Below are 25,818 nucleotides of genomic sequence, written 5' to 3'. Positions count from 1 at the left end.
AATGGCAAGATAAGCTTCGGGGATGACCGGAACGCGCACGTACCACCACGGCAACCTGCGCCAGGCCCTGCTCGCCGCCGCACTGGTGGCGATCGAGGAGGTCGGGCCGGCCTCTCTGAGCCTGCGCGACCTCGCCCGGCGCGCCGGCGTCTCGCACGCCGCGCCCGCACACCACTTCGGCGACAAGGCGGGCCTGCTCACCGCGCTGGCTGCCCAGGGCTTCGACCTGTTGGCGCAGGCGCTGGCCGAGGCACGTGACGACCTGCTGGATGCCGGTGTCGCATACGTCGATTTCGCGGTCGGGCACCGCGCGCACTTCGAGGTGATGTTCCGGCCCGAGCTGCAGCGGACCGACGATGCCGAACTGGTCACCGCGCAGGGGCGGGCCCGCGCCGCGCTGCGGGCCGGAGTGGCAGCGTCACTGGCCTCCGGCGAGCCCGCCGACAGCGACCGAAACTCGCTCGCGGCCTGGTCGATCGCGCACGGCTTCGCGACCCTCTGGCTGGCGGGCGCACTGCCCGACCGGGTCGGCGACGACCCCCGCGAGGCCGCCCGCGCGGTCCTGCGCCGCCTGTTCGCCTGACCCTCCGCCCGGAGAAGAGATCACCAACTGGTCGGCAGCGGCATGCCCTCGGTGAAGCCGGCGGCGCTCTGGACGCCGACGGTCGCGCGCTCGTGGAACTCCGCCAGGTTGCGCGCTCCCGCGTAGGTGAAGGCGCTGCGGACCCCGGCGATGATCTCGTCGATCAGGTCCTCGACGCCGGGGCGGGCCGGGTCCAGGTGCATCCGGGCCGAGGAGATGCCCTCCTCGAACACCGCCTTGCGGGCCCGGTCGTACGGGCTGTCATCGGCGGTCCGGGCGCTGACCGCCCGCGCCGACGCCATCCCGAAGCTCTCCTTGTACCGCCGACCGTCGGCGTCCGTGTACAGGTCACCGGGTGACTCGTAGGTGCCGGCGAACCAGGAGCCGATCATGACGTTCGAGGCGCCGGCGGCGAGCGCGAGCGCCACGTCGCGCGGGTGCCGCACGCCGCCGTCGGCCCAGACGTGCCGGCCGAGTTCGCGGGCGGCCGCCGAGCAGTCGAGCACGGCGGAGAACTGCGGACGGCCCACACCGGTCATCATCCGGGTGGTGCACATCGCCCCGGGGCCGACGCCGACCTTGATGATGTCGGCGCCCGCCTCCACCAGGTCGCGTACCCCCTCGGCGGTGACCACGTTGCCGGCCGCCACCGGCACCCCCGGGTCGAGCTTGCGGACGGCCCGCAGCGCGGAGATCATGCGCGCCTGGTGGCCGTGCGCGGTGTCCACGACCAGCGTGTCCACCCCCGCCTCCAGCAGTGCGGCGGCCTTGCCCGTGACGTCGCCGTTGATGCCGACCGCGGCGGCGATGCGCAGCCGACCCCGGTCGTCCACCGCCGGTGTGTAGAGGGTGGCCCGCAGCGCGCCCTGCCGGGTCAGCACCCCGACAAGTCGGCCGTCGGCGTCCACCACGGGGGCGAGTCGCCGCCGGCCCGCGGAGAGTCGGTCGAAGCCGGTACGCGGGTCCGCGTCCGCCGGAACGGTGTGCAGTTCGGTGGACATAACGTGCCGCAGCTGGGCAAAACGGTCAACGCCCAGTGTGTCCGCCTCGGTGACCACGCCCATCGGCCGACCGGCCTCGTCGACCACGATCACCGCCCCGTGCGAACGCTTTGGCAGGAGGTGGATGGCGTCGCCCACGGTCTCGGTCGGGCCCAGGGTGATCGGCGTGTCATGGACGAGGTGCCGCTGCTTGACCCAGGCGACGACGTTCGCGACCACCTCGATCGGGATGTCCTGTGGAATCACCGCGATCGCGCCCCGCCGGGCCACCGTCTCGGCCATCCGCCGGCCGGCGACCGCGGTCATGTTGGACACCACCAGCGGAATGGTGGTGCCGGTGCCGTCGCCGGTGGACAGGTCGACATCGAGCCGGGAGGCAAGATCGGAGCGACCCGGGGCCATGAAGACGTCGGTGTAGGTCAGGTCGTGCGCGGGAACCGCGCCGTTTAGGAACTGCACTCGGCCCATCATCCCTGCCCCCGGGCACCTTCGCCCAGGTCGGTGCCGCAAACCACCCGTGCCCCTACCGACGAAGCGGCCGGACGGGCCCTTTCGGTCAGGCGATGGTGCAGATCGCCGCGCCCGCGGTGATCACGGCACCGACCTCGGCGGTGAGCCCGCTGACCGTGCCCGCCTTGTGGGCGTGCAGCGGCTGCTCCATCTTCATCGCCTCCAGCACCACCACGAGGTCGCCCTCGGCCACCGTGTCACCGTCGGCGACTGCGATCTTGACGATGGTGCCCTGCATCGGCGAGGTGAGCGCGTCGCCGCCGACAGGTGCGCCGGCCTTGGCACCACCGCCGCGCCGGGTCGGCTTGCGGGTGGCTGGCGCGGCGACGGTCGTACCCCCGCCGAAGCCGGCGGGGAGGCTGACCTCGAGGCGCTTGCCACCCACCTCGACCACCACGGTCTCGCGCTTGGCCGGCGCCTCGGCGGCGCCGGCGGCGGCGAACGGCGGCACGGTGTTGTGGAACTCGGTCTCGATCCACCGGGTGTGCACGGTGAACGGCTCGGCGGTGAACGCCTCGTCCCGGACCACCAGGCGGTGGAACGGCAGCGCGGTGGCCATCCCGTCGACGACCATCTCGTCCAGCGCGCGGCGGGCCCGCTCCAACGCCTCGGTCCGCGTCTCACCCGTGATGATCACCTTGGCCAGCAGCGAGTCGAAGTTGCCGCCGATCACGTCGCCGGCCGAGATGCCGGTGTCCACCCGTACGCCGGGGCCGGTGGGCAGCCGCAGCGCGGTGACCGTGCCGGGGGCGGGCAGGAAGTTGCGGCCCGGGTCCTCGCCGTTGATCCGGAACTCGATGGAGTGCCCTCGCGGCGTCGGGTCCGCGGTGATCCGCAGCTTCTCGCCGTCGGCGATCCGGAACTGCTCGCGGACCAGGTCGATGCCGGCGGTCTCCTCGGTGACCGGGTGCTCGACCTGGAGCCGGGTGTTGACCTCCAGGAAGGAGATGGTCCCGTCGACGCCGACCAGGTATTCCACCGTGCCGGCGCCGTGGTAGCCGGCCTCGCGGCAGATCGCCTTGGCGCTGTGGTGGATCTGCGCCCGCTGGGCGTCGGTGAGGAAGGGCGCGGGTGCCTCCTCGACCAGTTTCTGGTGCCGGCGCTGCAACGAGCAGTCCCGGGTGCCCACCACGATCACGTTGCCGTGCTGGTCGGCGAGGACCTGCGCCTCGACGTGCCGGGGCTGGTCGAGGTAACGCTCGACGAAGCACTCGCCCCGGCCGAAGGCCGCGACCGCCTCCCGGGTGGCCGACTCGAACAGTTGGGGGATCTCCTCCATCGTCCGGGCCACCTTGAGGCCGCGTCCGCCGCCACCGAAGGCGGCCTTGATGGCGACCGGCAGACCGTGGTCGACGGCGAACGCCATCACCTCGTCCGGACCGCCCACCGGGTCGGGGGTGCCGGGGACCAGTGGCGCGCCGGCGCGCTGGGCGATGTGCCGGGCGGTGACCTTGTCGCCCAGGTCGCGGATCGCCTGCGGGGTGGGACCGATCCAGGTCAGCCCGGCGTCGATGACCGCCTGGGCGAAGTCGGCGTTCTCGGACAGGAAGCCGTAGCCGGGGTGCACGGCGTCGGCACCCGCCCGGCCGGCCACGTCGAGCAGCTTGTCGATGCGCAGGTACGTCTCGGTCGCGCTGTCGCCGCCGAGGGCGTACGACTCGTCCGCGAGCGTGGCGTGCAGGGCGTCCCGGTCGGAGTCGGCGTAGACCGCGACGCTGCCCAGGCCGGCATCACGGCAGGCGCGGATCACCCGGACGGCGATCTCGCCCCGGTTGGCGATGAGTACCTTGCGCACTGTCGTGGCTCCTCCCGGCAGGTTACTGACCGGGAGTTTATAGGCCACCCTGGCGACCCTAACGATGGCTCAGTGTGGGATGCCGCACTGCCGGCCGTCGTGTCTAGTCAAACTTGGCTATTACGCTTGTCCGGTGTCTGCGACTCGGATGATGATCCTCGGGCTGGTGCGGTGGATGCAGCCCGTGCACGGCTACGACGTGCGCCGTGAGCTACTGAGCTGGGGTGCCGACAAGTGGGCGAACGTGCAGCCCGGCTCGATCTATCACGCCCTGCGCAAGCTCACCGAGGAAGGCCTGCTCAGGGCCGTTGCCACCGAGCAGGTCGGTGCCCGCCCGGCGCGTACGACGTACGAGGTGACGGCCGTGGGGGAGGACGAGTTCCAGACGCTGCTGCGCGGCTTCTGGTGGGGCTTGTCCGAGCCGCTGGACCCGTTCTCCGCGGCGTTCGGTTTCCTGCCCGCGCTGCCCCGTTCCGAGGCGGCGGCGGCGCTGCGCAACCGGGCCAATCTGCTGCGCGCCAGCGTGGCCTCGATGCGGGCCTCGTTGGAATCCGACTGGATGCGGAACAGCAAGCCGGTGCACGTCGGTTGGTTGTTCGAGCTCTGGGCGGCGCGGGCGGAGGCGGAGTTGGGCTGGTGCGAGCGGGTCGCGGAGCGGATCGAGTCCGGAGTGTCGTACCTGCCTGCTGAGCTGGAGAACGCCGAGGGCTGGTCGGCCTGGCGGGAGGGTGGAACGCCACCCGCCTCCAACACGGAATAATCAACGTTGACTAAAGAAGTTATATCGCGTTAGCCTGCTGGCGGCACAGCGGGGGAGTGCGCCGTCCGGCGTCGTCCCCCTCGACGGCCGGCGCGGCCGGCCCGGACGACCAGGAGCAGAAATGATCGAGACCAGGGGGCTGCGGAAGTCGTTCCGCTCCCGCGCGGGTCGAGAGACGAAGACGGTGGACGCCGTCCGGGGCGTCAACCTGGATGTCGCCGAGGGCGAGATCTTCGGCTTCCTCGGCCCGAACGGCGCGGGCAAGACCACCACGCTGCGGATGCTCGCCACGCTGATCGAGCCCGACGGCGGCGACGCCACCATCGCCGGCGCCAACCTGCGCAAGGACCCGGCCGAGGTGCGCCGCCGGATCGGCTACGTCCCGCAGGGCGGCAGCACCTGGGACGAGTCCACCGCCCGCGAGGAGCTGGTGCTGCACGCCCGGATGTACGGCATCGGCAAGGCCGACGCCCAACGCCGCGCGGCCCGCGCGCTGGAGGCCTTCCAGCTCACCGAGTACGCCGACCGCAAGTGCAAGACCTACTCCGGCGGCCAGCGTCGACGGGTGGAGATCGCGCTCGGCATCATCCACGAGCCGAAGATCGTCTTTCTGGACGAGCCCACCACCGGCCTCGACCCGCAGAGCCGGGCGCACATGTGGGACGAGATCCGCCGGCTGCGCAACGACGGAATGACCGTCTTCATCACCACGCACTACCTCGACGAGGCCGACGCGCTCTGCGACCGGATCGCGATCATGGACAACGGCGAGGTGGTGGCCGAGGGCACCCCGGCCGAGCTCAAGCGCGAGATCTCCGGTGACGTGGTGCTGGTCGGCCTCGACCTGGCCGCCACCCCGCAGGCCGCCCAGGTGCTCGACGGTGAGCCGTACGTCAACAAGCTGGAGACCGCCGACGAGGGCGGCCTGCGCCTCTACGTCGACGAGGGCGCCACCGCCATTCCGCAGGTGCTGCGCAGACTCGACCACGCAGGGCTGGAGCTTCGCTCGATCGAGCTGCACCGGCCCAGCCTGGACGACGTCTTCCTCACCAAGACCGGCCGCTCGCTGCGCGAGTCCTGAGCACCCATCACAGGAGAATCCTCATGAAACTCGCCCGCGACACCTGGCTCATCTTCCAGCGTCAGATCCAACTGCTGCTGCGCAACCCGGTCTGGGTCTTCGTCGGCGTCTTCCAGCCGGTGATGTACCTGCTGCTCTTCGCCCCGCTGCTCAAGCCGGCGCTGAACGCCCCCACCCAGGCCGCCGCCTACAAGATCTTCGTGCCCGGTCTGCTGGTGCTGCTGGCCATCTTCGGTGGCCTGTTCCAGGGCTTCGGCCTGATCGCCGAACTGCGCGCCGGGGTCATCGAACGTTCCCGGGTCACCCCGATCAGCCGGCTCTCACTACTGCTCGGCCGCTCGTTGCGCGACGTGGTCTCACTCATCGTGCAGGCGATCATCATCACCCTGCTCGCGCTCCTCTTCGACCTGCGCGTGTTCATCGGGGACCTGCTGCTGGCATACCTGATGCTCGCCCTGATCGCACTGATGACCTCGGCCGTCTCCTACGGCGTCGCCCTCAAGGTCAAGAGTGAGGACGCGCTGGCGCCACTGATGAACACGGTGGCCCAGCCGGTGCTGCTGCTCTCCGGCATCCTGCTGCCCCTGACGTTCGCACCCGGCTGGCTGCAGGGCATCGCCGACTGGAACCCGTTCTCCTGGGCCGTCGACGGCACCCGGGCGCTGTTCGCCGGGGACCTGGGCAGCGACAAGGTCTGGCAGGGCCTGACCATCACCGCGGTGCTCGCCGCGGCGGGGGTCTTCTGGGCCGCCCGGCAGTTCGCCCGTAGCGTGCGCTGACGCGATGTGGGGGTGTCCCCGCTCACGAGGACACCCCCACACTCGTCCAGTGGTTGCCGCCGTTCACCGCACCCGGGCGAGAGTCAGGCCGTCGGCGACCGGCAGCATCACCGGGTCCACCCGCACGTCCGCCAGCACCTCGTCGTTGAAGGCGGCGATGGCCCGATCGCCCTCGTTCTGCGGGGCGATCACCCGCCCGCCGCGCAGCACGTTGTCGATGGCGATCACCCCACCCGGGCGCATCCGGGGCACCAACTCCGCCCAGTAGACCGGGTAGCCGGTCTTGTCGGCGTCGATGAACGCGAAGTCCAGGTACCGCTCGTGCGGCAGCTCCCGCAGCCGGTCCCCGGCCGGGCCGATGCGCAGCTCGATCTGGTCCTGCACGCCTGCCCGGGCCCAGTAGCGTCGGGCGATGCCGGTGAACTCCTCGGAGATGTCGAAGCAGGTCAGCCGCCCGCCCTCGGGCAACCCTCGCGCGATCGCCAGCGACGAGAGCCCGGTGAACGTGCCCACCTCCACCGCCTGCCGCACGTCGAGAAGTCGGGTGAGGAAGGTCAGGAACGCGGCCTGCTCCGGGGCCACCTGCATGGTGGCGTGCTCCGGCAGCACCGACCGGGTCTCCTCGGCCAGATCCCGAATGATCTCGTCGGGCGGGGCGCCGTGCGCGACAAGGTACGCGTGCAGTTCCTCGGTGAGCGGAATCGACTTGGTGGTCATGACCGGACGTTACCGAGCGGCTCGACCGTCTGGCCACCCGGCGCGACCTTCGTCCACAGGTCGGTAATGTGCAGACCCAGCTCGGTGAGAAGGTTGCGCAGCAACGGCATCGACAGCCCCACCACCGTCCCCGGGTCACCCTCGATCCGCTCCACGAACGGCCCGCCCAGCCCGTCGATGGTGAACGCGCCCGCAACGGCCAGCGGCTCACCCGTGGCCACGTACGCGGCGATCTCGTGGTCGCTGACATCGGCAAAGTGGACGGTTGTCGACGCGACCGCCTCCGCCCGACGCCCGGCCACGACGTCGACCAGGCAGTGCCCACTGTGCAGGACGCCGCTGCGCCCCCGCATCCGCAGCCACCGCCGGGTCGCGTCCGCCGGATCCGCCGGTTTGCCGAGAATCTCCCCGTCGAACGCGAGCACCGAATCACAGCCGATCACCAGCGTCCGCTGGTCGGCGGCCGGGCTCAGCCGGGTCAGCACCGCCTGCGCCTTCAGCCGAGCCAGCTCCAGGCACAGCTCCTCAGCCCGCTCGGCGACGACCAGGGACTCGTCCACCCCGCTGACCAGCACATCCGGCTCGATGCCGGCGGCCTGGAGCAATTTACGACGGGCAGGGCTCGCTGAGGCGAGCACGAGGCGGAGCGGCAGGGAAGCAGACACCCAACCGACGTTACCGGCTAACCACCCCGCCACGACCATCCAACCCGCAGCCCGACGCACCAGGGTTCGCCGCTGGTGCACGCCGCACGCCGCGTTGCGCACCTTGATCCACTCCGCATCACCGATATCGGGCTATCCCATCACCGGGGACACGGCGACTTCAGTAATACCGAGTCGATCACCGGCAGTCGACCATCAGCGGCCAATACGGGGTGGCGGATCGTCGCCGCGCCGCCTCCTCCGCACCACCAGCGCCCAGACGACACCCCCAACCACGATCACCCCGAGGGTGGCCAGGCCACGCACGGTCGCTCCGTCGTCGTCACCCGGCTGCGCGCCGGCCGTCGTGGTCGGGCCAGCACCGGCCGGCGGGCTCACCGACTCAAAACCCAGCGGGGGTACGTCTGCCGTCAGTGCCGCCACGAGGTCGATCACGCCGTAGCCGTACTCGTCGTCGCGCCCGGGCGGACCCTTGTCGATGGCCGTGGCCGTCAGCCGGTGCGCCACCTCCTGGGCCGGCAGGTAGGGGTACTTGGATCTGATCAGCGCCGCAGCCCCAGCCACGATCGCCGTTGCACTCGAAGTACCGGTTCCCTTCGAGTACTTCCCGTCATAGCTGGTGCTGTAGATGTCGACCGCCGGTGCGACCACGTCGATCTGCGGCCCAGTTACCGAGACAGCAGCGTGCTGTCCAGCACGGTCGACACCGCCAACGGCGATCACGCCTTCCTCACTGGCCGGGTACCCAACGGTCTGATCTCTAGGTAGATTGCCGACACCCGCGACGATTATGATATTCGCATCGAGGGCAGTCAGAATCGCTTGGTGCAGTCGTGAACTGCTTCCGCCGACGGAGGAAATGCTAATGACATCCGCGCCATTTGCGATTGCATATTCAATGCCTCGTGCGAGATCGTCTGGCTCGCCGTCTCCATGCGGCGGAGAGTTGTATATAGGTAATATCTTCGCTTCGGGCGCAATGCCAAGCGCGCCAAGCCGTCCGCCTCGGCCGTGAGCCGCGATTAGTCCTGCCATGGACGTTCCATGGCTATCTCTGTCATCTCGCCCGTCACCACCTCCGCCAGTGATAACATCCGTTCCGGCGAGCAGGTTATTGCGCAAATCCGGGTGTGGATCTACTCCGGTGTCTGGCACGGCGACAATGACTCCATTGCCGCGGCTTATCTCTTGGGCCTTTGCCGTGCTTAGATAGCCGAGGTGCCATTGTTCCCCCCGGATTTGAGTGGCCGCATCAGGTGATTGGTCGGATTGTGGTAGTAATTCCGTTGATGTCGATAGCGCGACGAGCGCGGACAGCGAAGTCAGCGCCATTGTCATGCGACTTGTCACCGATTAAAGCCAATGGCCGGCCCGGGGTCGATCGGGCCCTGCTCATCTTGTTGGCGGAGTACAGGGTTTACCCCTTGGTCGGTCTCCCAGGGGCTGTCTGGATTCCAAAGACGCGCCTCGTCACTGTCGCGCTGCTGTCGGTCGTGGCGTCGGGTAGGCGGAGCAATTCCTCCGCTCCCCAAAGAAGGTGCGCCGCCAATCGGTGCCAGCCCGCCGGGCAAACTGCCAGATGCGCGCCCGCCGCCCGGCCGAGATCCAGCACCCCCTGAAGGCCCGGTGCCGGCAGCGCCTCCGCCCCCACCAATTACGCCACCTATCGGATTAACTTTACGGGGTTGGCTTGCGCTCGGACTTGACGGACCAAGACCCGGGCCAAGCGGACCGCCGATCAGCCCGCTAGGAGGCATCAAGCGTGGTGGTGGGGTCGGGGACGTTGCCTGAGGCCGACTCGCGCTGCCACCCGGTGGCCGAACAATCGAACTTGATGGGCCGACCACACGCGATTGGGCAGGCGAACTGGGTGGCAGTGCAGGCCCTAATTGTGGGCCGGTCGGCGTGGGCAGAGGCGAACCCGCTGTGTTCATGCCGACAGGACCGCTGGCTAGGCCGGCTCCTGCACTGCCGAGAACCGGTCCAACGCCTTGCGCTTGCGGCATGGGTACTGCGACTTCGGCTGCTGTGAATCGGGATGCTACAGACCTGCCGACCGTCGGCATCGGAATAGCAACGATTGGCGGGATAGCGGGTGCTATGGCGGTAGGCCCTAATGCATCAGGATCTCCAGATTGAATCGGAGAGCGTGGTGCTGGTGGTTTTTGGAGGGTGGCTTGGGCTTGTTGGAGTTCGCCGCTGAGGTTGAACATCATGGCCCGTGCCTGCACGTTCAGCCGTTCCAGTTCGCCGTCGGTCACTGGTGACTCTGTGACCCGGTTACCCATGATGACCTTCGGGTCGGCGGCCATTGCCTCGAACGCCTGTTTCCGTTGGAGCTTGCCCGCGTACTCCTCGTAGACCTTGCGGAGTTCGGCGCGGGTGGTGCCGATGGCCTGGGTGGCGGCGGACAGTGCGGTGTAGTTGGCGGCGGCGGCGTCGTGGGTGTGCCGCACCTTGGCGATCAGCTCGTCGAGTTCGGCGAGGTACGTGACGGAGGCGGCGCTGGTCTCCGGTGGCCATGCCTCGGCCAACCCGCGGCGGTATTCCTGAAGCCGGCCGAGGTGTGTCTGCGCGAGGTCGCAGACCTTGCGCCAGCCGGCGACCTGCTTCCAGTGGTTGGCGGTGTCGTGGTCCTGCAGGCACGCCCACATGCTGTTGACGTCCATCAGCTGCCAGTTGGTGATGCCGGAGGTGCGGCCGCCGCCCCGTTCGATCACGGCAGGACCACCGGCCTCTGGGTGTCGGGGCCGGTCGGGTCGGTGAGCATCGGTGTCGGGCCGCCGGGCAGGACGGTCCCCGGGTCGGTGAGGGCACGCTGGACGTCCACCACCCGGGCGGCCGAGAAGGCGTCGGTGTCGGCGTACTGCGTGGCGACCCGGTCGGCGACGGCGGCCAGGTGGCCGGTGGCGCCGCGGACCGCGTACACCATGTCGGTTGTCGCCTGCTGGGTCTCGTGGTGAGCGTGCAGGAAGGTGACCAGCTCGACGAAGGCGTCGCAGGGGTTGGGCACTGTCGCGGACATGTCGTCGGCGATGTACGACAGGTGCGGCGCGTAGTTGCTTTCGACCTCCACGGCGAGCCGGTCGGCGAACTCCCGGAGCTGGCGGATATCGGCCTCGATGCCGCCGTAGTTGCGCAGCCAGGGCGTTGGTCGGTCCTCTTCGGGGATCATCGATCCTCCCTAGCCGTCACTGCACCGTTTCCCTGAGTGAGATTAACGGCTTCGGGCCACCCTGGCAGCCCCCGTACGGCAGATCGGGTCAGCGGGGCAGGCCGGCGGAGCGCCACCCACCGGGACCGGCGGCGAGCGCCGTGCCGGCCGGACGAGCGCTGCGGGCCCAGGCGGATGCGGTCACCGGCGCGGGGGCTGCGGCTGGGCGGGATCGGACGACGATCGCCCCGACCAGAGCGGCCAGTTCCTCGGCGGTGGGCACGCCGCGGACGACCCGGAACAGGGGCTCTTCGGCAGACATGACGCCAGGGTACGCGGCCCGAAGTTACCGGGAACGCACAGTGGCGTGCCGGCGGTGTGACGGTCAGGCAGTCCGGGTACCGTCTCAGCGATGTCGAACGCGCTTCCCCAACTCGTCGCTGACCGATACCGGCTTCTGTCGCCGCTCGGCCAGGGCGGCATGGGCCGGGTGTGGAAGGCACGCGACGAGGTGCTGCACCGGGACGTCGCCATCAAGGAGTTGGTGCCCCCGCCCGGTCTCACCGACGAGGAGCGCCGCGAGATGCGGGAGCGCTCTCTGCGGGAGGCGCGGGCCATCGCCCGGCTCAACCACGTCAATGTCGTACGCATCTTCGACGTGCTGCGCACGGACGGCGACCCGTGGATCGTCATGGAGTACGTGGCGTCGAGGTCGTTGCAGGACACCCTCGCCGAGGACGGGCCGGTGTCGGTGGCCCGCACGATCGAGATCGGGCTCGGTGTGTTGGGAGCCCTCAACGCTGCCCACAAGGCGGGCGTCATGCACCGCGACGTCAAGCCCGGCAACGTGCTGCTCGGCGACGACGGCCGGGTGGTGTTGACCGATTTCGGTCTCGCCACGATCCCGGGCGACCCGAACGTCACCCGCACCGGTATGGTGCTCGGTTCGCCCGCGTACATCTCGCCGGAGAGGGCACGGGACGGCACGGCGGGGCCGGAGGCCGACCTGTGGTCGCTGGGCGCGACGCTCTACGCCGCCGTCGAGGGCAAGTCGCCGTATGCCCGACCGTCGGCGATCGGCACCCTCGCGGCGCTGGCCACCGAACCGATTCCGCCGCCGAAGAACGCCGGCCCGCTCAAGGCCGTGCTCAACGGGCTGCTGCGCAAGGACCCGAACGAGCGGATCACCGCCGAGGTGGCGGAGCGACTGCTGCGCCGCGCCGGGGGCAAGCGGGCGCGCGGCATCTCACTGCTCGATGGCGTACGCCGGCCGGGGCCGAACGGCCCGCGCGAGCCGCGCCCACCGCACGTGCCGGCACCGCGACCGGCCGAGGAGCAGACCGAGCGCCCGGCCTCACCGCCCGCGCCGCGTACCCCGCCGGCAGCCGCAGCCGCCGCAGCCGCGATCTCCGCCGCCGACGCCACGCCGACGGCCGTCGTGCCCTCCGGTGCGGACGCCGACCCCACCGCCGTGGTGCCCGCCGAGCCGACCGCCGCGATCGACAGCCCAGATCTGTCCGAGGCCGAGCCGACGGCGAGCGTCGCGGTCCCGGCCGACACAACCGACGACGGTACGACGACAGCCGACGACGCTACGGCGGCAGTCGATGACGACACGACGGCAGTCGATGACGACACGACGGCAGTCGACGACGAGCCGACCGTGGTCGACGGTGCTCCGGTGGCACCGGAGCAGCGCCGGCCGACCGCCACCCCGACGTCGGTCATGCCGGCCGCGGTGGACCCGGTGGGGCGTGCGGCGGTGCCACCGTTTGACGGAACGAAACCGAACAACACCCGACGGAACCTGCTGATCGGTGCCGTGGTGGCCCTGCTGCTGATCGGCCTCGTGGTGATCGTGCCGCTGCTGGGTAAGGATAACGACGGGAGCCCGCAGGCCGGCCCGACCGGTGCGGCCGCGACCTCGGCGCCGGCACCGCAGACGTCCGGGCCGGCGGTGCCCCCGCCTACCAGCGGTGCTCCCAGCCCGACACCGTCGGCCACCCCGTCGGTCGACCCGAACGCGCTGCCGCCAGGCTGGAAGCTGCACAGGGATCCGGCCGGCTTCGCCCTGCCGCTGCCCGACGGCTGGACGCGCAGCGACGCCGGCGACAAGACGATCGTCTTCAATCAGTCCAACGGTCCCGGTGTGCTGCTGATCCAGTGGACCAGTGACCCGAAGGCAGACGCGGTCGCCGACTGGAAGAGCCAGGAGTCGGCCCGCAAAGGTCTTGTTAGGAACTACCAGTACCTCAGCATCAAACGGTGCACCTTCTGGAAGACCTGCGGCGACTGGGAGTGGCTGCAGACCGCCCGGGACGGCACCCGGATCCACGTTCGCAATCGTGGGTTCGTGACGGCCAGCAACCGTGGTTACGCCATCCGCTGGGAGATCGCGGAGAAGGACTGGCAGGCCAACCTGCCGAACTTCGACCGGATCGCCAACGGGTTCGTGCCCGACCGCAAGGACTGAGCCTCTACGCGCGAAATCTTTTCGCATGACCTTCCGTCGTCCGGGGTAATTGACCTTTCGACGACGGAAGAAGGTACGACATGAACCACCGACGGAGAGACGGCCGCACCCGGCTGGCTTTGTGGATGCTGGTCGCGCTCGGCGACGCTGTCCTGCTGCTGATCAGCGCGGGGGCGTCGGTGCTGATCGCGCTGCTCGCGGTGGTGACCGTTGCCGTTGGCGGGGTCGGTGCCTGGAAGCTGATTCGGCGCGGCACTCAGGTCCACGAGGACGCGCGGCCAACGTCGGCGATGGTGCCGGTGGCGGGCCGGGTCGGGACCGACGCCTAGGACTGCCGGGGATCCATCCGGCGGAAGGCCCGACGGTAGTCGTACGGGCTGGTGCCGACGTGCTGGCGGAACCGGTCCCGGAAGGCGGTCGGTGAGCCGAAGCCGACCGTGGACCCGATGCTCTCGACCGCCTCGTCGGTGGTCTCCAGCAGTATCCGGGCTCGCCGCAACCGGGCCTGGTGCAGCCACTGAAGTGGGGTGGTGCCGGTCTGCTCCCGGAACCTCCGGTTGAGCGTACGGATGCTCATCCGCGCCTGCCCGGCGATCTCGGTCAGGGCCAGCTCGCGGTTCGCGTTGCGTTCCAGCCAGGCCAGCACCGGCTCGAGGCTGGAGCCGTCGGCCGTCGGCGGCTCGTGCACGATGAACTGCGCCTGCCCGCCGGAGCGTTCGGGCGGCATCACGGAGAGGCGGGCCACGTCGGCGGCCACCGCCGCACCGTGGTCATTGCGGATCATGTGCAGGCAGAGGTCGAGGCCGGCGGCGGCGCCCGCCGAGGTGAGCAACTGGCCGTTGTCGACGTAGAGGACGTCCGGATCGACGTGAATGGCCGGGTGTCGCGCGGCCAGCGTCGGGGCGGCCAGCCAGTGGGTGGTCGCCCGCTGCCCGTCGAGCAGGCCGGTGGCGGCCAGGGTGAACGCCCCGACGCAGATCGACGCGAGGCGTACCCCCCGGGCGGCAGCCATTCGGAGCGCGTCCAGCACGTCGTCGGACACCTGCACTGACGGGTCGCTCATCCCGGGGATGACGATGGTGTCCGTAGCGCGCAGCGCGTCGAGCCCGTGCGGCACCAGCAGGCTGATCGGCCCGGCGGGCACCTCGCGGGCCGGCCCGCAGACCAGCACGGAGTACGCGACTGTGCCGTCGGCCAGTCGGGTGCGGCCGAAGGTCTCCAGCGGAACGGACAGGTCGAACGGGACGACGTCGGGCAGGGCGAGAACCGCCACGGTGTGCATCGGCCAACTGTAGGCCAGAACCAGTTGATGCCTGGCATTCCAGCCACTGGCTGGTCCTCGGCGACCGGCCTAGCGTCGTTGCTGGCGAGCGAGCACGCCGCCCACCGCTACCTCGAAAGATCCTTTCTCATGACGAAATTCCTGCTCAGCCTGCACGTGGTGGCCGCCATTCTTGCGATCGGCCCGGTCACCGTCGCGGCGAGCATGTTTCCCCGGTCGGCCCGTGCCGCGCTCGCCGAGCCGGCCGATCCCCGGGCAACGGCCAGTGTGGGCACGCTGCACCGGATCACCCGGGTGTACGCGATCCTCGGCATCTTCGTGCCGGCCTTCGGCCTCGCGACGGCGATGCGGCTGGGTGTTCTCGGCGACGGCTGGCTCCTGTCCTCGATCGCGCTGACCGCGCTGGCGGCGGCGGTGCTGATCGGCGCGGTGCTGCCGGGTCAGCGGCGGCTGCTCGGGCGGATCGAGGCGGCTCGCGCGGCCGGTGCCGATCCCGATCCGGCCGACGGTCGGCGTCAGGCGGGGATGCTCGGGGCGGTGTCCGGGGTGTTCGCCTCGCTGTGGGTCGTGGTGACGGTGCTGATGATCGTGCGACCTGGCTCGACGACGGGGGCCTGACCATGGGTGACCTGCCACGTCGGCTGCTCGGGCCGATCGCCGCGCTGGAGTTGGCGACGGTGACCGTGCTGCTGGTCAACCTGGTCACCGTGCACGTGCCGGCGGTGGCCTCGGCGGTCGGCCCGGTGCACGGGCTCATGTACGTCACGGTCATCGTGCTGGCCCTGCTGGTGCCCGAGCAGCCGGCCCGATCCCGGTGGCTGGCGGTGCTGCCGGTCGTCGGTGGCGTGCTCGTGCTGCGCGCGTTCCGGACCGCCGACGACGGCCGCGCGGCCGTCGTCGCCCGGCGGTAGAGCCGGCCGGCGGCGACCCGTGACGCCCGGCGGCCCGGGCGGTGGGCGGCCCGGGCGGTGGGCGGCCGAGAAGCCCTCGGCCGCCCACCGACACGGTCAGGTGTTGTTGGCTAGGGCGATGAGCCGGTTCCGGTCGCCGTTCCAGTAGTTGCGGTCCACGTTGCCGCTGATCCCGGAGACCGCGCCGGAGCTGGTGTACTGCCAGAAGCTCCACACCGGCGCACCCGCCGGAAGGGCACCGGGAGCGCTCGCCCAGCGGGCCAGCCAGAGCGGGTGGTTGGCCCACGGGCCGGTCCAACTGCCGGTGCACTGGTTCCACCAGCTCGTGGTGGTGTAGATGACCGCGTACCGGCCGGTGCGGGAGCGGTAGGTGTTCAGGAAGTCCTGCACCCAGTTGCGCATCCCGGTGGTGCTGAGCCCGTAGCAGTAGCCGCCGCTGTACGGGTTGGCCTCGATGTCGAGTGCCGCCGGCAGGGTGCGGCTGTCCGCCGACCAGGCGCCGCCGTTGGAGGCCAGGTAGTTGGCCTGGGTCGAGCCGGCAGAGATGTTCGGCCGGGCGAAGTGGTACGCCCCGCGGATCACCCCGGCGTTGTACGAGTTGACGTAGTTGGTGTTGAAGTTCGCGTCCTTGTAGCTGGTGCCCTCGGTCGCCTTGATGAAGGCGAACTGGATGCCGGCGTTGCGGACGCTCGTCCAGTTGATGGTGCCCTGGTAACGGGACACGTCGACGCCGGGCGTGGTCGCCGCGGACGCCGGACCGGCGGTCGCGACCAGGGCCGCCGCCGCGGTCGCGAGGACGGTGAGGCCGGCCGCGAGCACGCGGCGCAGCGGTGATCTGGTACGGGCCATGGCTGCCTCCAAGGGCGTGAATGTATTGACGCCCATCTTTGGAGTTAACTGCCCTAGATCGCAAGGGTGATTGAAGAAACTTTCATCGACGAATGTCGGTCGGCCCGGGACATTGCGGTGAACGGTTCAGCGCAGGCTGGCCGGGTCGAACTGCCAGCGGAACGGCTCCACAATGGTCAACGTCTCGCCGGCCTTGGCCACCTGGTCCTCGACGTAGTGCTCACCGTCCAACCGGAACAGCCGCAGCTGTTCGCCAGTCGGCGCGACACCCGCTGGTGTCGTCGGCTCGGGGCAGGGCTCTCGATCAGGCTCCCGTCGAGCAACTCGACTCGGTCATGGGTCTCGCCCAGTGCGAGGTAGTCGGCCTCGGTCCAGAGCCCGACATGGTGCCCCAGGGGTTCGGCACTCACCGACGGTCACCTCCCGATCCGCTCGCCACCCGATCAGTCTTCCACGATACGAGCCGGCGGCCCCGGATCGACACGGAACCACACCGGTAGGCTCGCGCCCCATGATGTCGATCGACGGGCTGGGCGAGGCGTGGGACACCCTCTTCGGCGCACAGCCGGGCCCGCCCCCGCTGCTGGTGCTGATCACTGCTGCCGTCGCGCTGGTGGTGGTGGCCACCCGGCTGCCGTGGCGGATCGCCCGCAACGCCATCACCATCGCGCACGAGGGCGGGCACGCACTGGTCGCCCTGCTCACCGGCCGTAAGCTGCGCGGCATCCGACTGCACTCGGACACATCCGGGCTGACGCTCTCCGCCGGCCGGCCCACCGGACCGGGCATGATCCTGACCCTGCTCGCCGGTTATGTCGCCCCGCCGCTGGTCGGCCTGGCCGGCGCCTGGCTACTCGGCGGCAACCGGATCACCCTGCTGCTCTGGGTGGCGGTGGCGTTGCTGCTCGCCATGCTGGTCATGATCCGCAACGCGTTCGGCATGGTGTCGCTGCTGGTCACCGGCGCACTGGTGCTCGCCGTCTCCTGGTACGCCACGCCGCAGGTGCAGGCCGCGTTCGCGTACACCGGGGTGTGGTTCCTGCTGCTCGGCGGGGTGCGGCCGGTGGTGGAGCTGCAACAGCTGCGGTCCCGCGGCCGGATGCCCGCCTCCGACGCCGACCAGCTCGCCGGGCTCACCCCGTTTCCGGCGTTCTTCTGGGTGACGGTCTTCGCCCTGGTCAACCTGGCCGCGCTCGTCGCCGGCGCGCTGCTCCTGACCAGCTCCCTGCTCACCAACACCCCCTAGACGGGCAGAATGACGGCATGCGGTACGTGATCATCGGGGCGGGCGCGGTCGGCGGAACCATCGGCGTACGGCTGGCCCAGGCAGGCGGGGACGTGACCCTGGTGGCCCGGGGTGCGCACCTGGACGCGATCCGCGCCCGGGGTCTGACCCTGCGGCAACCCGACGGGGAGGTCCGCGCCCGGCTCGCCGCCGTGGACGGCCCTGGCGAACAACCCCTGCCGGCGGACACGGTGCTGATCCTCACGGTCAAGTCGCAGGACACCGCTGCCGTGCTGGCCACCTGGGTGGACGCGCCGGTGGTGGGTGGCGGCACGGCGGGCGAGCGGCTGCCGCTGGTCACGGCGCAGAACGGGGTGTCGAACGAGCGGGCCGCGCTGCGGCTCTTCGCCGACGTGCACCCGGTCTGCGTCTGGCTGCCGGCCACCCACCTGGAGCCGGGAGTGGTGGTGGCGAACGGCCATCCGCACCCCGGGATGCTGCACCTCGGGCGGTACCCGGCCGGCGCGGACGGAACCGACCGGGCGGTCGCCGACGACCTGACCGCCGCCGGGTTCGTCGCCCCGATCCGGACCGACGTGCTGCGCTGGAAGTACGGCAAGCTGCTCAACAACCTCGGCAACGGCCTACAGGCGTTGCTCGGTCAAGACATCCCGGAGGCGCTGACCGAGCGGGTACGCGCCGAAGGCGTCGCCGCGTTCGCCGCCGCGACCATCGCGCACACCTCGCCGGAGGAGGAGAAGGCCGCACGCGGTGACCTGGTTCAGCAGCGTCCGGTCGCCGGCGAGGGCCGTTCCGGCGGTTCCACCTGGCAGAGTCTCGCCCGGGGCGCCGGCTCGACCGAGGTCGACCACCTGAACGGAGAGATCGCGCTACTGGGCCGGCTGCACGGCGTCCCGACGCCGGCCAACGTGGCCGTGCAGCGCGCAGTGCGACGGGCGGCCCGGGAGCGGATTGCAGCCGGTGCGTTCCCGCTCGCCGAGTTGGAAAAGATGATCGCCTGACCGTGGCAACCGACAGCCCCGCCCGGCGCGTGTTCCCTGCGACCGATACGGGGAGGTAGCGGGTGCCGGACGTCGACGGCTTCGACGAGTTCTACCGCGGGAGCCGACAACGGCTGCTCGGGTTCGTCTACGCGCTCACCGGCGACCGGATCGAGGCGCAGGACGCCGTGCAGGAGGCGTACATCCGGGCCTGGCAGCGCTGGTCGACGGTCAGCCGGTACGACGAGCCGGAGGCGTGGGTGCGGGTGGTGGCCAGCCGGATCGCGGTCAGTCGGTGGCGCAGCCTGCGCAGTCGCGCCCGGGCGTACCTGCGGCACGGAGCGACCGAGACGGTCGCCGGCCCGGGCACCGACACGGTCGAGGTGGTCGCCGCGCTGCGCCGGCTACCCGAGGAGCAACGCGTCGCCATCGCCCTGTACTACCTGCTCGGCATGCCGGTCGCCGAGGTGGCGCGGGAGACCGCCGCCCCGGTGGGCACCGTCAAGGCCCGACTGTCCCGGGGGCGCGCCGCGCTCGCCGGACTGCTCGCCGTCTCTGATCTGGAGGAGGCCACCGATGCATGACGACCTGGCATTCGTCGATCAGGTCCACCGGGACCTCGGGGCGGTTCGCTGGCCGGAGCCGCACGAGATTCGTGCCCGGGCCCGACGACGTAGCCATCGCAGGATCGTCGTGGCCACCGTCGTGTTGGCCCTCGCCGGGGTGTCCGCCGTGGCGGTCGCCGCTCCGGGGACATCCCCGTCACCGGCTCTGCCGGCTGCCTCCGCCCTGCCGACCCGACACGAGATCGCCTTGGCCGCCCTGCTGCAGCCGACCGACCTGTCGCAGCCGGTCGATGTGCAGCTCAGCCAGTCGGGGCTGGGCGAGCCGGTCCAGCTGGATCACCTGCTCGGCTACTGCCGGACGAGCCAGGGGCGCTCGGATGGCTGGCAGATGTCAATCTTGTCCCGCTCACAGACCCTGATGCGGAAGCACGCTACGAGCATCCGGACGGAGAGCGGCGGCCTGGTCACGCAGGATCTCTTCAGGCTGGTACCCGAGGCGGCCACGCAGCTGTTCGACAGCCTGGACGACCTGATCGCCCCGTGCGCCGAGTGGCGAAGCGTCGGGCCGGTGCGGACGGCAGGGAGCACCCGCACGGCGGAGATGGTCCACCGGTGGTCGGTGGTTCAGCGAGATTTCGCCGGGGACGACGCCGCCATCGTGCGGGACTCGCCCACGGCCGTCCGGGACGTACGGACCGGGCAGACGATCCGCGACACCCCGCCGCCAATTCTCCTGGCCGTCGTCCGGGTCGGCGACACCGTCTCGGTGCTCCGCCTCGGGAAGGACGGCACGGAGGCCGAACTCCGCCGGCTGACCGGGGTGGCGGCCCGCCGCATGTGCGTCGCCGCGAACCCATCCTGCTGACCGGGCAGTGCTGATCCGCGCAACGTCAGTGCTGTTGCTGCCTCACGGCTACCAGGAGGCAGCAGTTTCCCCGAGGTTGCGCGGATCAGGGGGCGGGGCGGGCTGCTCGTCAGAGGGGGATATTGCCGTGCTTCTTGGGCGGGAGGGTCTCGCGCTTGGTGCGCAGGACGCGTAGCGCCCGGACGATCTGGGTGCGCGTCTCGTGCGGCGCGATCACCGAGTCGATGTAACCGCGCTCGGCCGCCACGTACGGGTTCGCCAGGGTGTCCTCGTACTCGGTGATCTTCTCGGCGCGGACCGCCGCGGGATCCTCGGCGCCGGCCAACTCGGAGCGGTAGAGGATGTTCACCGCGCCCTGCGCGCCCATCACGGCGATCTGGGCGGTGGGCCAGGCGAAGTTCAGGTCCGCGCCCAGGTGCTTGGAACCCATCACGTCGTACGCCCCGCCGTAGGCCTTGCGGGTGATCACGGTGACCTTGGGGACGGTCGCCTCGGCGTACGCGTAGATGAGCTTGGCGCCCCGGCGGATGATGCCGTCCCACTCCTGGCCGGTGCCGGGCAGGAAGCCGGGCACGTCCACGAAGGTCAGCACCGGGATGTTGAACGCGTCGCAGGTGCGGACGAACCGGGCGGCCTTCTCGGAGGCGGCGATGTCCAGGGTGCCGGCGAAGTGCATCGGCTGGTTGGCCACCACCCCGACCGGGCGCCCCTCGACGCGGCCGTAGCCGACCACGATGTTCTGTGCGTAGAGCGGCTGGACCTCCAGGAACTCCCCCTCGTCGAGGACTCCCTCGATGACCCGGTGGATGTCGTACGGCTGGTTGGCCGAGTCCGGGATGAGCGTGTCGAGTTCGCGGTCCTCGTCCGTGATCTCGAGCGAAGCGGGAGCGTCGAGGACCACCGGCTCGTCGAGGTTGTTCGACGGCAGGTACGACAGCAGTGCCTTGACGTAGTCGACCGCGTCGGACTCGTCGCTGGCGAGGTAGTGCGCGTTGCCGCTGCGCGAGTTGTGGGTACGGGCGCCGCCCAGCTCCTCCATGCCGACGTCCTCGCCGGTCACCGTCTTGATCACGTCGGGGCCGGTGATGAACATGTGCGAGGTCTGGTCGACCATCACGGTGAAGTCGGTGACCGCCGGGGAGTAGACCGCGCCGCCGGCGCAGGGCCCCATCACGAGCGAGATCTGCGGGATCACGCCCGAGGCACGGACGTTGCGGAAGAAGATCTCGCCGTAGAGGCCGAGCGAGACCACGCCCTCCTGGATGCGCGCCCCGCCGGAGTCGTTGATGCCGACCACCGGGCAGCCGATCTTCATGGCGAGGTCCATCACCTTGACGATCTTCTCGCCGAAGACCTCACCGAGCGAGCCGCCGAAGACCGTGAAGTCCTGGGCGAAGACGCAGATCTGGCGGCCGTCCACCGTGCCGTAGCCGGTGATCACGCCGTCGCCGTACGGGCGGTTGCGCTCCAGCCCGAAGGCGGTGGACCGGTGCCGGGCCAGTTCGTCCAGCTCGACGAAGGAGCCCTCGTCGAGCAGCATCTCGATCCGCTCGCGGGCGGTCTTCTTACCCCGCGAGTGCTGCTTCTCTACCGCGCGAGCCGACCCGGCGTGCACCGCCTCGTCGACCCGGCGCTCCAGGTCCGCCAGCTTGCCCGCGGTGCTGTGGATGTTGGTGCCGGTCTCGGTAGTCACCCAGGGAATATAACGATGGTTCAGGTCGCCGCGGCTGTGCAGTACACCTCAGTGCCGGTGTGGGTGCCGCCGTAGGCTGGCGGGATGCCGGGTTCCCCGTACACCGATCTGGATCGCCCGCCGCTGTCGGTCACCCGGCTGCGGCGCGCGTTGGTCGCCTCGCACGGCCCGTGGGCCCGACTGGAACTGCGCACCGAGACCGGTTCGACGAACGCCGACGTGGCCGAGGCGGCCCGGGCCGGCGAGCCGGAGGGCCTGGTGGTGGTGGCCGAGCGGCAGACCGCCGGGCGTGGCCGGCGCGGCCGGGTCTGGCAGTCGCCGGCCCGGGCCGGGATCGCCACCAGCGTGCTGCTGCGGCCCGGCGAGGCCGTGCCGGAGCGAGGGTGGCCGGCGGCGCCACCAACGGGGTACGGGTGGCTGCCGCTGCTGGCGGGCGTCGCGCTCGTCGAGGCGGTGGCCCAGCTGGCCGAGCTGGAGGCCACCCTCAAGTGGCCCAACGACCTGCTGATCGGCGACGCCAAGTGTGCCGGCGTGCTGGCCGAGGGTATTCCGGGGCGCTCGTCGGCCCAGCCTCCGGCCATCGTGCTCGGCATCGGGCTCAACGTGACGCTGCGCGCCGACGAGCTGCCGGGAAACCCCACCGGGCTGCCGGCCACCTCGCTGCAACTGGCCGGTGCCGCGGCGACCGACCGGGATCCGCTGCTCCGGGCGCTGCTGCGTGCCGTCGCGGACTGGTACGACCGCTGGCGGTCCGCCGGCGGGGACGCCACGGCCAGCGGCCTGCGAGACGCCTACCTGGCGGCCTGCGCCACGGTCGGCCGTGAGGTGCGGGTCCTGCTGCCCGGCGGCGACGACGTGACCGGCACCGCTACCGGGGTGGACCCGGACGGCCAGCTGCTTATCACCACCGCGAGCGGCGACCGCGTGCTGGCCGCCGGTGACGTCCTGCACCTCCGCTGACCGCTGGTGCACGCTCCCGACGGGTGGGGTGGGGCCGCGTGGCGGATGTCGCGTACGGGCATGGGGGGTTACGGTCAGCGCGTCGTTTCTGCGTTGGAGGTTGCCGTGGCGTTCCCCGAAGACGTGCTCACCGAGGACGAGCACGTCGTGCTGCACCTACACCCGCACTGGAAGGCGCTGATCCGGCCGATCGCGGTGCTGGTGCTGGCCATCGCCGCGGTGGTGGTCGGTGTGCTCCTGCTGCCCGAGAGCAGCGGGGGTTCGATCGCGTTGGCGGTGATCGGAGTGATCGCCCTGGTCGGAGCACTCTGGCTCGGGCTGTGGCCGTTCCTGGTCTGGCGCACCACGCACTACCTGTTCACCGACGAGCGGGTGCTGCTGCAGCAGGGTGTCTTCTCCCGGGATCGGCGGGACCTCCCGCTCACCCGGATCAACGACCATTCGATGAACCAGCGCTTCCTCGAGCGGGTGCTCGGTTGCGGCACGCTCACCATCGAGTCCGCCGGCGAGCGGGGTCAGTCGGTTCTCTCGGACGTCCCGGGCGTCGGTCGGGTGCAGACCAAGCTGTACGAGCTGGTCGAGGCTCAGCACGACAAGCACTCACTGGGCGACGGGGAGATGCGCGACATCCTCGCCGACATGCGCGAGGGCAAGCCGCTGCGCGACACCACGAGCTGACCCGCCCCGGCCGTCGGGTCGGGGTGACTCAGTCGGACGGGACCGTCTCCGGCCCGTCGGTCGCAGGTGCGCCGTCGTCTGAGGTGGGCTCGACGGGGCGTAGGGCGAACCAGCCACGGAAGCGGGTCCGCAGCACCTCCTGCTCGGGTCGGTCGTCCGGCCCGAGTCGGAGCATGGTGCCGGTGAGGCTGGCGGTGCCCAGGCCCGGTCGGGCGTCGGACAACCGGGCGCCCATCACGTCCACCCGGACGGCGAGTCGGTCTCCGGCACGCACCGGGGCGAGCCAGCGCAGCTCCTCCAGACCGGGGGAGGCGTCCGCCGCCGCCCGGGACAGCAGGTGGTCGACGTACGCCCGCATGAACAGACTGATCGTGTAGAAGCCGCTGGCGATCAGCCCGCCGTGTCGGCTCGCACCGGCCAGTTCGGCGTCGATGTGGTACCACTGCGGGTCGAAGCGGCGGGCGTAGGCGACCATCTCGTCGCCGTCCACGGTGACGACGCCCAGGTCGACCGTGAGCCCCGGCACGAGGTCTTCGAAGAACAGCTCTGCGGGGGCTCCGGTGCCGGAACGCGCGGGAGGTGCGGTCACCGGCGGGGCGCGCGGCGCGTGCCGGCGTGCAGCTCCGCGGCGAGTTCCGCGTCCAGGTTGGCGGTGAGGCCGGCGGTCATCGGCATGGACCGCCCCTGGCTGGGAGTGCCGTGCGGGCCGGGTGAGGGGGCCGGCGCCGGATGATCATCGTCCTGCGCCTCCTCCAGCTCGGTGACGGATTCGGCGAGTTCGGCGACCGGGTCCATTCCGGCCATGGTGTCCCACTCGTCCCGGGGGATGTCGTGCCAGCTGGGCTCGGGCTTTGTCTCGTCCGGAGCTGGTTCGACGGGCTGGAAGACGAAGGTCCGGTAGGACCAGAACCGGAACAGCGTGCCCAGCAGGACACCGCCGGTCTTGGCCACGTTCAGCGCCAGCAGCCCGTGTAGGCCGAGCCCGTACTTGGCCGCGGCCAGCACACCCAGTTCGATGATGAGGCCGGTCGCGTTAAAAAGGAAGAAAAGGACGTATTCTCGCCTGAGCGCCGATTTCGGGCGATCACGGTACGTCCAGTGACGATTCATTAGATATGACGTGATCGTGGCGACGATGGTGGCGATCGCGGTGGCCTTCAACTGCCCGTCGGCAAAGACGGTGAGTGCAAGTGCATTGAACACCGCGTAATTGATGACCGTGTTGATGCCGCCGACGATGCCGAATTTGAGCGCCTCGTGGATGAACTTCTGCCAGCGCTCAGGCAGCAGACGGACAAGACGCATGCGAAACACCTTAGGTCAGTCGGTGCAGCCGGTGATCACCGGCCGAGCAGGATGGGCGGCAGGTCACGCCCCGTGGTCACGGTCGAGATCCACCTGCGGAACTGTCCGGGTTCCCGCTTCGACGAAGACGAACCGCCGGTAGGACCAGAATCGGAACAGCGTGCCGAGGCCGGTGCCGACGACGAAGCTGGCGATGTTGTCGGCCAGCCGCGTCTGGAACACGTCCGGCCAGATGCTGCCGAGCCCGTACCGGCTGATGGCGAGGCAGCCCACCGCGATGCCGAGGCCGACAGCGTTGAAGAAGAAGAAGAGCGCGTACTCCCGGGCCGGGTTGCTGCGCTGGCGGTGCCGCCAGGTCCAGAACCGGTTGCCCACGAAGGCGACGGTGGCCGCGATCACGGTGGAGATCGTCTTCGCCGTCACCTGCTCCATGCCGCGTGCGGTCGTCAGGTAGTTGAAGAGTGCGAAGTCGAGGAGGAAGGCGATGCCGCCCACCGTGGCGAACTTGCTCAGCTCTCGGACGAGGTGACCGAAGCGGTCGAGCAGTGCGCGGACCAGACCCGGTCGGGTCTGCCGGGGACCCGGTTGCTCCCCGGTCATCGTGGCGGCCACGGGCCGAGCCTACCGGCTGTCCACCAGCCAGCGGGGGAGCAACGGCGAGCAGGCGTCGTCACTCGTGCCGACCTTTCGCCCGGTGCGCCGCTGTTGAACGCAGCGTAACCAATTCGCAGGACTGACACGCCCCGGAACGGGAATCACCCACCTGGTCGGCGGGACCGATCCGGCCCGACCGCCACCCACTCCGGCCGGGGTGCACAACAAGATTTGCGTGAAACTGCGCGGAAAAGCGGGTATCAGCTCGTGATACCGCAGCGCGGCCGTACCTTGTGCAGTTCTTCACAACCAGTCCCACTGCCTCGGAAGGCTGTCCGGTTTACGCTGAGCCCAATCCCAGGTTTCCACGA

At 70.3% G+C, this 25,818-nt stretch carries 28 protein-coding genes and 1 pseudogene; 14 read left to right on the top strand and 15 right to left on the bottom strand.

Annotated elements, in window-relative coordinates; all coding sequences use genetic code 11:
- Positions 1–22 precede the first annotated feature (22 nt).
- A complete protein-coding gene (locus ACLJN9_RS05090; RefSeq protein WP_410809860.1) occupies positions 23–583 on the top strand; it encodes a TetR/AcrR family transcriptional regulator in 561 nt (186 codons plus the stop codon).
- A gap of 20 nt (positions 584–603) precedes the next feature.
- On the opposite strand, the gene ACLJN9_RS05085 is transcribed toward ACLJN9_RS05090, so the two are convergent.
- Both ACLJN9_RS05085 and ACLJN9_RS05080 read right to left on the bottom strand, forming a co-directional pair.
- Entirely contained in the window at positions 604–2,043 is a 1,440-nt protein-coding gene (locus tag ACLJN9_RS05085; RefSeq protein ID WP_410809858.1) for a GuaB1 family IMP dehydrogenase-related protein, read from the bottom strand.
- A 97-nt stretch (positions 2,044–2,140) separates the two neighbouring features.
- The gene (locus ACLJN9_RS05080) at positions 2,141–3,889 is read right to left on the bottom strand and encodes an acetyl/propionyl/methylcrotonyl-CoA carboxylase subunit alpha (protein WP_410809856.1); all 1,749 of its coding nucleotides are present in this window, start codon (positions 3,887–3,889) and stop codon (positions 2,141–2,143) included.
- 148 nt (positions 3,890–4,037) lie between these two features.
- On the opposite strand from ACLJN9_RS05080, the gene ACLJN9_RS05075 reads away from it, so the two are divergent.
- The 3 genes from ACLJN9_RS05075 (at position 4,038) to ACLJN9_RS05065 (ending at position 6,509) form a co-directional block, all read left to right on the top strand.
- Positions 4,038–4,649: a PadR family transcriptional regulator gene (locus ACLJN9_RS05075; protein ID WP_410810200.1), complete on the top strand. Its 612-nt coding sequence runs from the start codon at positions 4,038–4,040 to the stop codon at positions 4,647–4,649.
- Positions 4,650–4,770: 121 nt separating this feature from the next.
- On the top strand, positions 4,771–5,730 hold the full coding sequence (locus ACLJN9_RS05070) for an ATP-binding cassette domain-containing protein (protein ID WP_410809854.1): 960 nt from the start codon (positions 4,771–4,773) through the stop codon (positions 5,728–5,730).
- Between the two features lie 23 nt (positions 5,731–5,753).
- Positions 5,754–6,509: an ABC transporter permease gene (locus tag ACLJN9_RS05065; protein WP_410809853.1), complete on the top strand. Its 756-nt coding sequence runs from the start codon at positions 5,754–5,756 to the stop codon at positions 6,507–6,509.
- A gap of 63 nt (positions 6,510–6,572) precedes the next feature.
- Here the strand turns inward: ACLJN9_RS05065 and ACLJN9_RS05060 are convergent, their stop codons facing one another.
- From ACLJN9_RS05060 to ACLJN9_RS05035, 6 genes are all read right to left on the bottom strand, one after another.
- On the bottom strand, positions 6,573–7,226 hold the full coding sequence (locus ACLJN9_RS05060; protein WP_410809852.1) for an O-methyltransferase: 654 nt from the start codon (positions 7,224–7,226) through the stop codon (positions 6,573–6,575).
- Positions 7,223–7,891, bottom strand: coding sequence for a Maf family protein (locus ACLJN9_RS05055; RefSeq protein WP_410809850.1), 669 nt, complete (start codon positions 7,889–7,891; stop codon positions 7,223–7,225). The genes ACLJN9_RS05060 and ACLJN9_RS05055 overlap by 4 nt, the downstream gene beginning before the upstream one ends.
- A 195-nt stretch (positions 7,892–8,086) precedes the next feature.
- The gene (mycP, locus tag ACLJN9_RS05050; protein WP_410810199.1) at positions 8,087–9,217 is read right to left on the bottom strand and encodes a type VII secretion-associated serine protease mycosin; all 1,131 of its coding nucleotides are present in this window, start codon (positions 9,215–9,217) and stop codon (positions 8,087–8,089) included.
- 20 nt (positions 9,218–9,237) lie between these two features.
- On the bottom strand, positions 9,238–10,611 hold the full coding sequence (locus ACLJN9_RS05045) for a hypothetical protein (protein ID WP_410809849.1): 1,374 nt from the start codon (positions 10,609–10,611) through the stop codon (positions 9,238–9,240).
- Positions 10,608–11,066, bottom strand: a complete 459-nt coding sequence (locus tag ACLJN9_RS05040) for a hypothetical protein (protein WP_410809848.1) — start codon at positions 11,064–11,066, stop codon at positions 10,608–10,610. The genes ACLJN9_RS05045 and ACLJN9_RS05040 overlap by 4 nt, the downstream gene beginning before the upstream one ends.
- 88 nt (positions 11,067–11,154) lie before the next feature.
- Positions 11,155–11,367 (bottom strand): acyl-CoA carboxylase subunit epsilon, encoded by a 213-nt coding sequence (locus tag ACLJN9_RS05035; RefSeq protein ID WP_410809847.1) that lies wholly within the window; start codon positions 11,365–11,367, stop codon positions 11,155–11,157.
- Between the two features lie 90 nt (positions 11,368–11,457).
- On the opposite strand from ACLJN9_RS05035, the gene ACLJN9_RS05030 reads away from it, so the two are divergent.
- On the top strand, positions 11,458–13,518 hold the full coding sequence (locus ACLJN9_RS05030; protein WP_410809845.1) for a protein kinase domain-containing protein: 2,061 nt from the start codon (positions 11,458–11,460) through the stop codon (positions 13,516–13,518).
- Between the two features lie 80 nt (positions 13,519–13,598).
- Positions 13,599–13,847, top strand: coding sequence for a hypothetical protein (locus ACLJN9_RS05025; RefSeq protein ID WP_410809844.1), 249 nt, complete (start codon positions 13,599–13,601; stop codon positions 13,845–13,847).
- Here the strand turns inward: ACLJN9_RS05025 and ACLJN9_RS05020 are convergent.
- Positions 13,844–14,800 (bottom strand): GlxA family transcriptional regulator, encoded by a 957-nt coding sequence (locus ACLJN9_RS05020; RefSeq protein ID WP_410809843.1) that lies wholly within the window; start codon positions 14,798–14,800, stop codon positions 13,844–13,846. The two genes, ACLJN9_RS05025 and ACLJN9_RS05020, sit on opposite strands and share 4 nt — an antisense overlap.
- 129 nt (positions 14,801–14,929) lie before the next feature.
- Here ACLJN9_RS05020 and ACLJN9_RS05015 point away from each other — a divergent pair, with 129 nt between their 5' ends.
- Both ACLJN9_RS05015 and ACLJN9_RS05010 read left to right on the top strand, forming a co-directional pair.
- The gene (locus ACLJN9_RS05015) at positions 14,930–15,418 is read left to right on the top strand and encodes a DUF2269 family protein (protein WP_410809842.1); all 489 of its coding nucleotides are present in this window, start codon (positions 14,930–14,932) and stop codon (positions 15,416–15,418) included.
- 2 nt (positions 15,419–15,420) lie between these two features.
- Positions 15,421–15,711 (top strand): hypothetical protein, encoded by a 291-nt coding sequence (locus ACLJN9_RS05010; RefSeq protein WP_410809841.1) that lies wholly within the window; start codon positions 15,421–15,423, stop codon positions 15,709–15,711.
- A 96-nt stretch (positions 15,712–15,807) separates the two neighbouring features.
- On the opposite strand, the gene ACLJN9_RS05005 is transcribed toward ACLJN9_RS05010, so the two are convergent.
- Positions 15,808–16,560 carry a GH25 family lysozyme gene (locus ACLJN9_RS05005; protein WP_410809839.1) on the bottom strand — a complete coding sequence of 251 codons (753 nt, stop codon included), beginning with the start codon at positions 16,558–16,560 and terminating at the stop codon, positions 15,808–15,810.
- Positions 16,561–17,071: 511 nt separating this feature from the next.
- Between ACLJN9_RS05005 and ACLJN9_RS05000 the strand changes: the two genes are divergently transcribed.
- The 4 genes from ACLJN9_RS05000 (at position 17,072) to ACLJN9_RS04985 (ending at position 20,217) form a co-directional block, all read left to right on the top strand.
- On the top strand, positions 17,072–17,806 hold the full coding sequence (locus tag ACLJN9_RS05000) for a M50 family metallopeptidase (protein ID WP_410809837.1): 735 nt from the start codon (positions 17,072–17,074) through the stop codon (positions 17,804–17,806).
- A gap of 17 nt (positions 17,807–17,823) precedes the next feature.
- Positions 17,824–18,807: a ketopantoate reductase family protein gene (locus tag ACLJN9_RS04995; RefSeq protein ID WP_410809836.1), complete on the top strand. Its 984-nt coding sequence runs from the start codon at positions 17,824–17,826 to the stop codon at positions 18,805–18,807.
- Between the two features lie 62 nt (positions 18,808–18,869).
- Positions 18,870–19,370, top strand: coding sequence for a SigE family RNA polymerase sigma factor (locus ACLJN9_RS04990; protein ID WP_410809835.1), 501 nt, complete (start codon positions 18,870–18,872; stop codon positions 19,368–19,370).
- A complete protein-coding gene (locus tag ACLJN9_RS04985; protein ID WP_410809834.1) occupies positions 19,363–20,217 on the top strand; it encodes a hypothetical protein in 855 nt (284 codons plus the stop codon). Before ACLJN9_RS04990 ends, ACLJN9_RS04985 begins: the two co-directional genes overlap by 8 nt.
- A gap of 109 nt (positions 20,218–20,326) precedes the next feature.
- On the opposite strand, the gene ACLJN9_RS04980 is transcribed toward ACLJN9_RS04985, so the two are convergent.
- On the bottom strand, positions 20,327–21,910 hold the full coding sequence (locus tag ACLJN9_RS04980; protein ID WP_410809833.1) for an acyl-CoA carboxylase subunit beta: 1,584 nt from the start codon (positions 21,908–21,910) through the stop codon (positions 20,327–20,329).
- Between the two features lie 84 nt (positions 21,911–21,994).
- Between ACLJN9_RS04980 and ACLJN9_RS04975 the strand changes: the two genes are divergently transcribed.
- Together ACLJN9_RS04975 and ACLJN9_RS04970 are read left to right on the top strand one after the other, a co-directional pair.
- Positions 21,995–22,870 carry a biotin--[acetyl-CoA-carboxylase] ligase gene (locus ACLJN9_RS04975; protein WP_410809832.1) on the top strand — a complete coding sequence of 292 codons (876 nt, stop codon included), beginning with the start codon at positions 21,995–21,997 and terminating at the stop codon, positions 22,868–22,870.
- 105 nt (positions 22,871–22,975) lie between these two features.
- A complete protein-coding gene (locus ACLJN9_RS04970; RefSeq protein WP_410809831.1) occupies positions 22,976–23,548 on the top strand; it encodes a PH domain-containing protein in 573 nt (190 codons plus the stop codon).
- Between the two features lie 28 nt (positions 23,549–23,576).
- Here ACLJN9_RS04970 and ACLJN9_RS04965 read toward each other — a convergent pair whose 3' ends face one another.
- The 4 genes and pseudogenes from ACLJN9_RS04965 to ACLJN9_RS04950 form a co-directional block, all read right to left on the bottom strand.
- Positions 23,577–24,137 carry a MaoC/PaaZ C-terminal domain-containing protein gene (locus tag ACLJN9_RS04965; RefSeq protein WP_410809830.1) on the bottom strand — a complete coding sequence of 187 codons (561 nt, stop codon included), beginning with the start codon at positions 24,135–24,137 and terminating at the stop codon, positions 23,577–23,579.
- A complete protein-coding gene (locus tag ACLJN9_RS04960) occupies positions 24,134–24,853 on the bottom strand; it encodes a GtrA family protein (RefSeq protein ID WP_410809829.1) in 720 nt (239 codons plus the stop codon). The genes ACLJN9_RS04965 and ACLJN9_RS04960 overlap by 4 nt, the downstream gene beginning before the upstream one ends.
- Positions 24,854–24,916: 63 nt before the next feature.
- Entirely contained in the window at positions 24,917–25,453 is a 537-nt protein-coding gene (locus ACLJN9_RS04955) for a GtrA family protein (RefSeq protein ID WP_410810198.1), read from the bottom strand.
- A 211-nt stretch (positions 25,454–25,664) separates the two neighbouring features.
- Positions 25,665–25,754 (bottom strand): annotated as a pseudogene (locus ACLJN9_RS04950) (GtrA family protein); the annotation flags it as partial.
- Positions 25,755–25,818 lie beyond the last annotated feature (64 nt).

Source organism: Micromonospora sp. 067-2, from assembly GCF_046549295.1.
In the GTDB taxonomy this organism is placed as follows: Bacteria; Actinomycetota; Actinomycetes; order Mycobacteriales; family Micromonosporaceae; genus Micromonospora.
This window is presented reverse-complemented; position numbering and strand designations above follow the sequence as displayed.

Excerpts from the sequence above, each read along its gene's own strand:
- ACLJN9_RS05090 (WP_410809860.1), top strand. The coding sequence starts at position 23 with ATGACCGGAACGCGCACGTACCACCACGGCAACCTGCGCCAGGCCCTG.
- ACLJN9_RS05075 (WP_410810200.1), top strand. The coding sequence starts at position 4,038 with ATGATGATCCTCGGGCTGGTGCGGTGGATGCAGCCCGTGCACGGCTAC.
- ACLJN9_RS05070 (WP_410809854.1), top strand. The coding sequence starts at position 4,771 with ATGATCGAGACCAGGGGGCTGCGGAAGTCGTTCCGCTCCCGCGCGGGT.
- ACLJN9_RS05065 (WP_410809853.1), top strand. The coding sequence starts at position 5,754 with ATGAAACTCGCCCGCGACACCTGGCTCATCTTCCAGCGTCAGATCCAA.
- ACLJN9_RS05060 (WP_410809852.1), bottom strand. The coding sequence starts at position 7,226 with ATGACCACCAAGTCGATTCCGCTCACCGAGGAACTGCACGCGTACCTT.
- ACLJN9_RS05040 (WP_410809848.1), bottom strand. The coding sequence starts at position 11,066 with ATGATCCCCGAAGAGGACCGACCAACGCCCTGGCTGCGCAACTACGGC.
- ACLJN9_RS05035 (WP_410809847.1), bottom strand. The coding sequence starts at position 11,367 with ATGTCTGCCGAAGAGCCCCTGTTCCGGGTCGTCCGCGGCGTGCCCACC.
- ACLJN9_RS05030 (WP_410809845.1), top strand. The coding sequence starts at position 11,458 with ATGTCGAACGCGCTTCCCCAACTCGTCGCTGACCGATACCGGCTTCTG.
- ACLJN9_RS05025 (WP_410809844.1), top strand. The coding sequence starts at position 13,599 with ATGAACCACCGACGGAGAGACGGCCGCACCCGGCTGGCTTTGTGGATG.
- ACLJN9_RS05020 (WP_410809843.1), bottom strand. The coding sequence starts at position 14,800 with ATGCACACCGTGGCGGTTCTCGCCCTGCCCGACGTCGTCCCGTTCGAC.
- ACLJN9_RS05015 (WP_410809842.1), top strand. The coding sequence starts at position 14,930 with ATGACGAAATTCCTGCTCAGCCTGCACGTGGTGGCCGCCATTCTTGCG.
- ACLJN9_RS05010 (WP_410809841.1), top strand. The coding sequence starts at position 15,421 with ATGGGTGACCTGCCACGTCGGCTGCTCGGGCCGATCGCCGCGCTGGAG.
- ACLJN9_RS05005 (WP_410809839.1), bottom strand. The coding sequence starts at position 16,560 with ATGGCCCGTACCAGATCACCGCTGCGCCGCGTGCTCGCGGCCGGCCTC.
- ACLJN9_RS05000 (WP_410809837.1), top strand. The coding sequence starts at position 17,072 with ATGATGTCGATCGACGGGCTGGGCGAGGCGTGGGACACCCTCTTCGGC.
- ACLJN9_RS04995 (WP_410809836.1), top strand. The coding sequence starts at position 17,824 with ATGCGGTACGTGATCATCGGGGCGGGCGCGGTCGGCGGAACCATCGGC.
- ACLJN9_RS04985 (WP_410809834.1), top strand. The coding sequence starts at position 19,363 with ATGCATGACGACCTGGCATTCGTCGATCAGGTCCACCGGGACCTCGGG.
- ACLJN9_RS04975 (WP_410809832.1), top strand. The coding sequence starts at position 21,995 with ATGCCGGGTTCCCCGTACACCGATCTGGATCGCCCGCCGCTGTCGGTC.
- ACLJN9_RS04960 (WP_410809829.1), bottom strand. The coding sequence starts at position 24,853 with ATGCGTCTTGTCCGTCTGCTGCCTGAGCGCTGGCAGAAGTTCATCCAC.
- ACLJN9_RS04955 (WP_410810198.1), bottom strand. The coding sequence starts at position 25,453 with ATGACCGGGGAGCAACCGGGTCCCCGGCAGACCCGACCGGGTCTGGTC.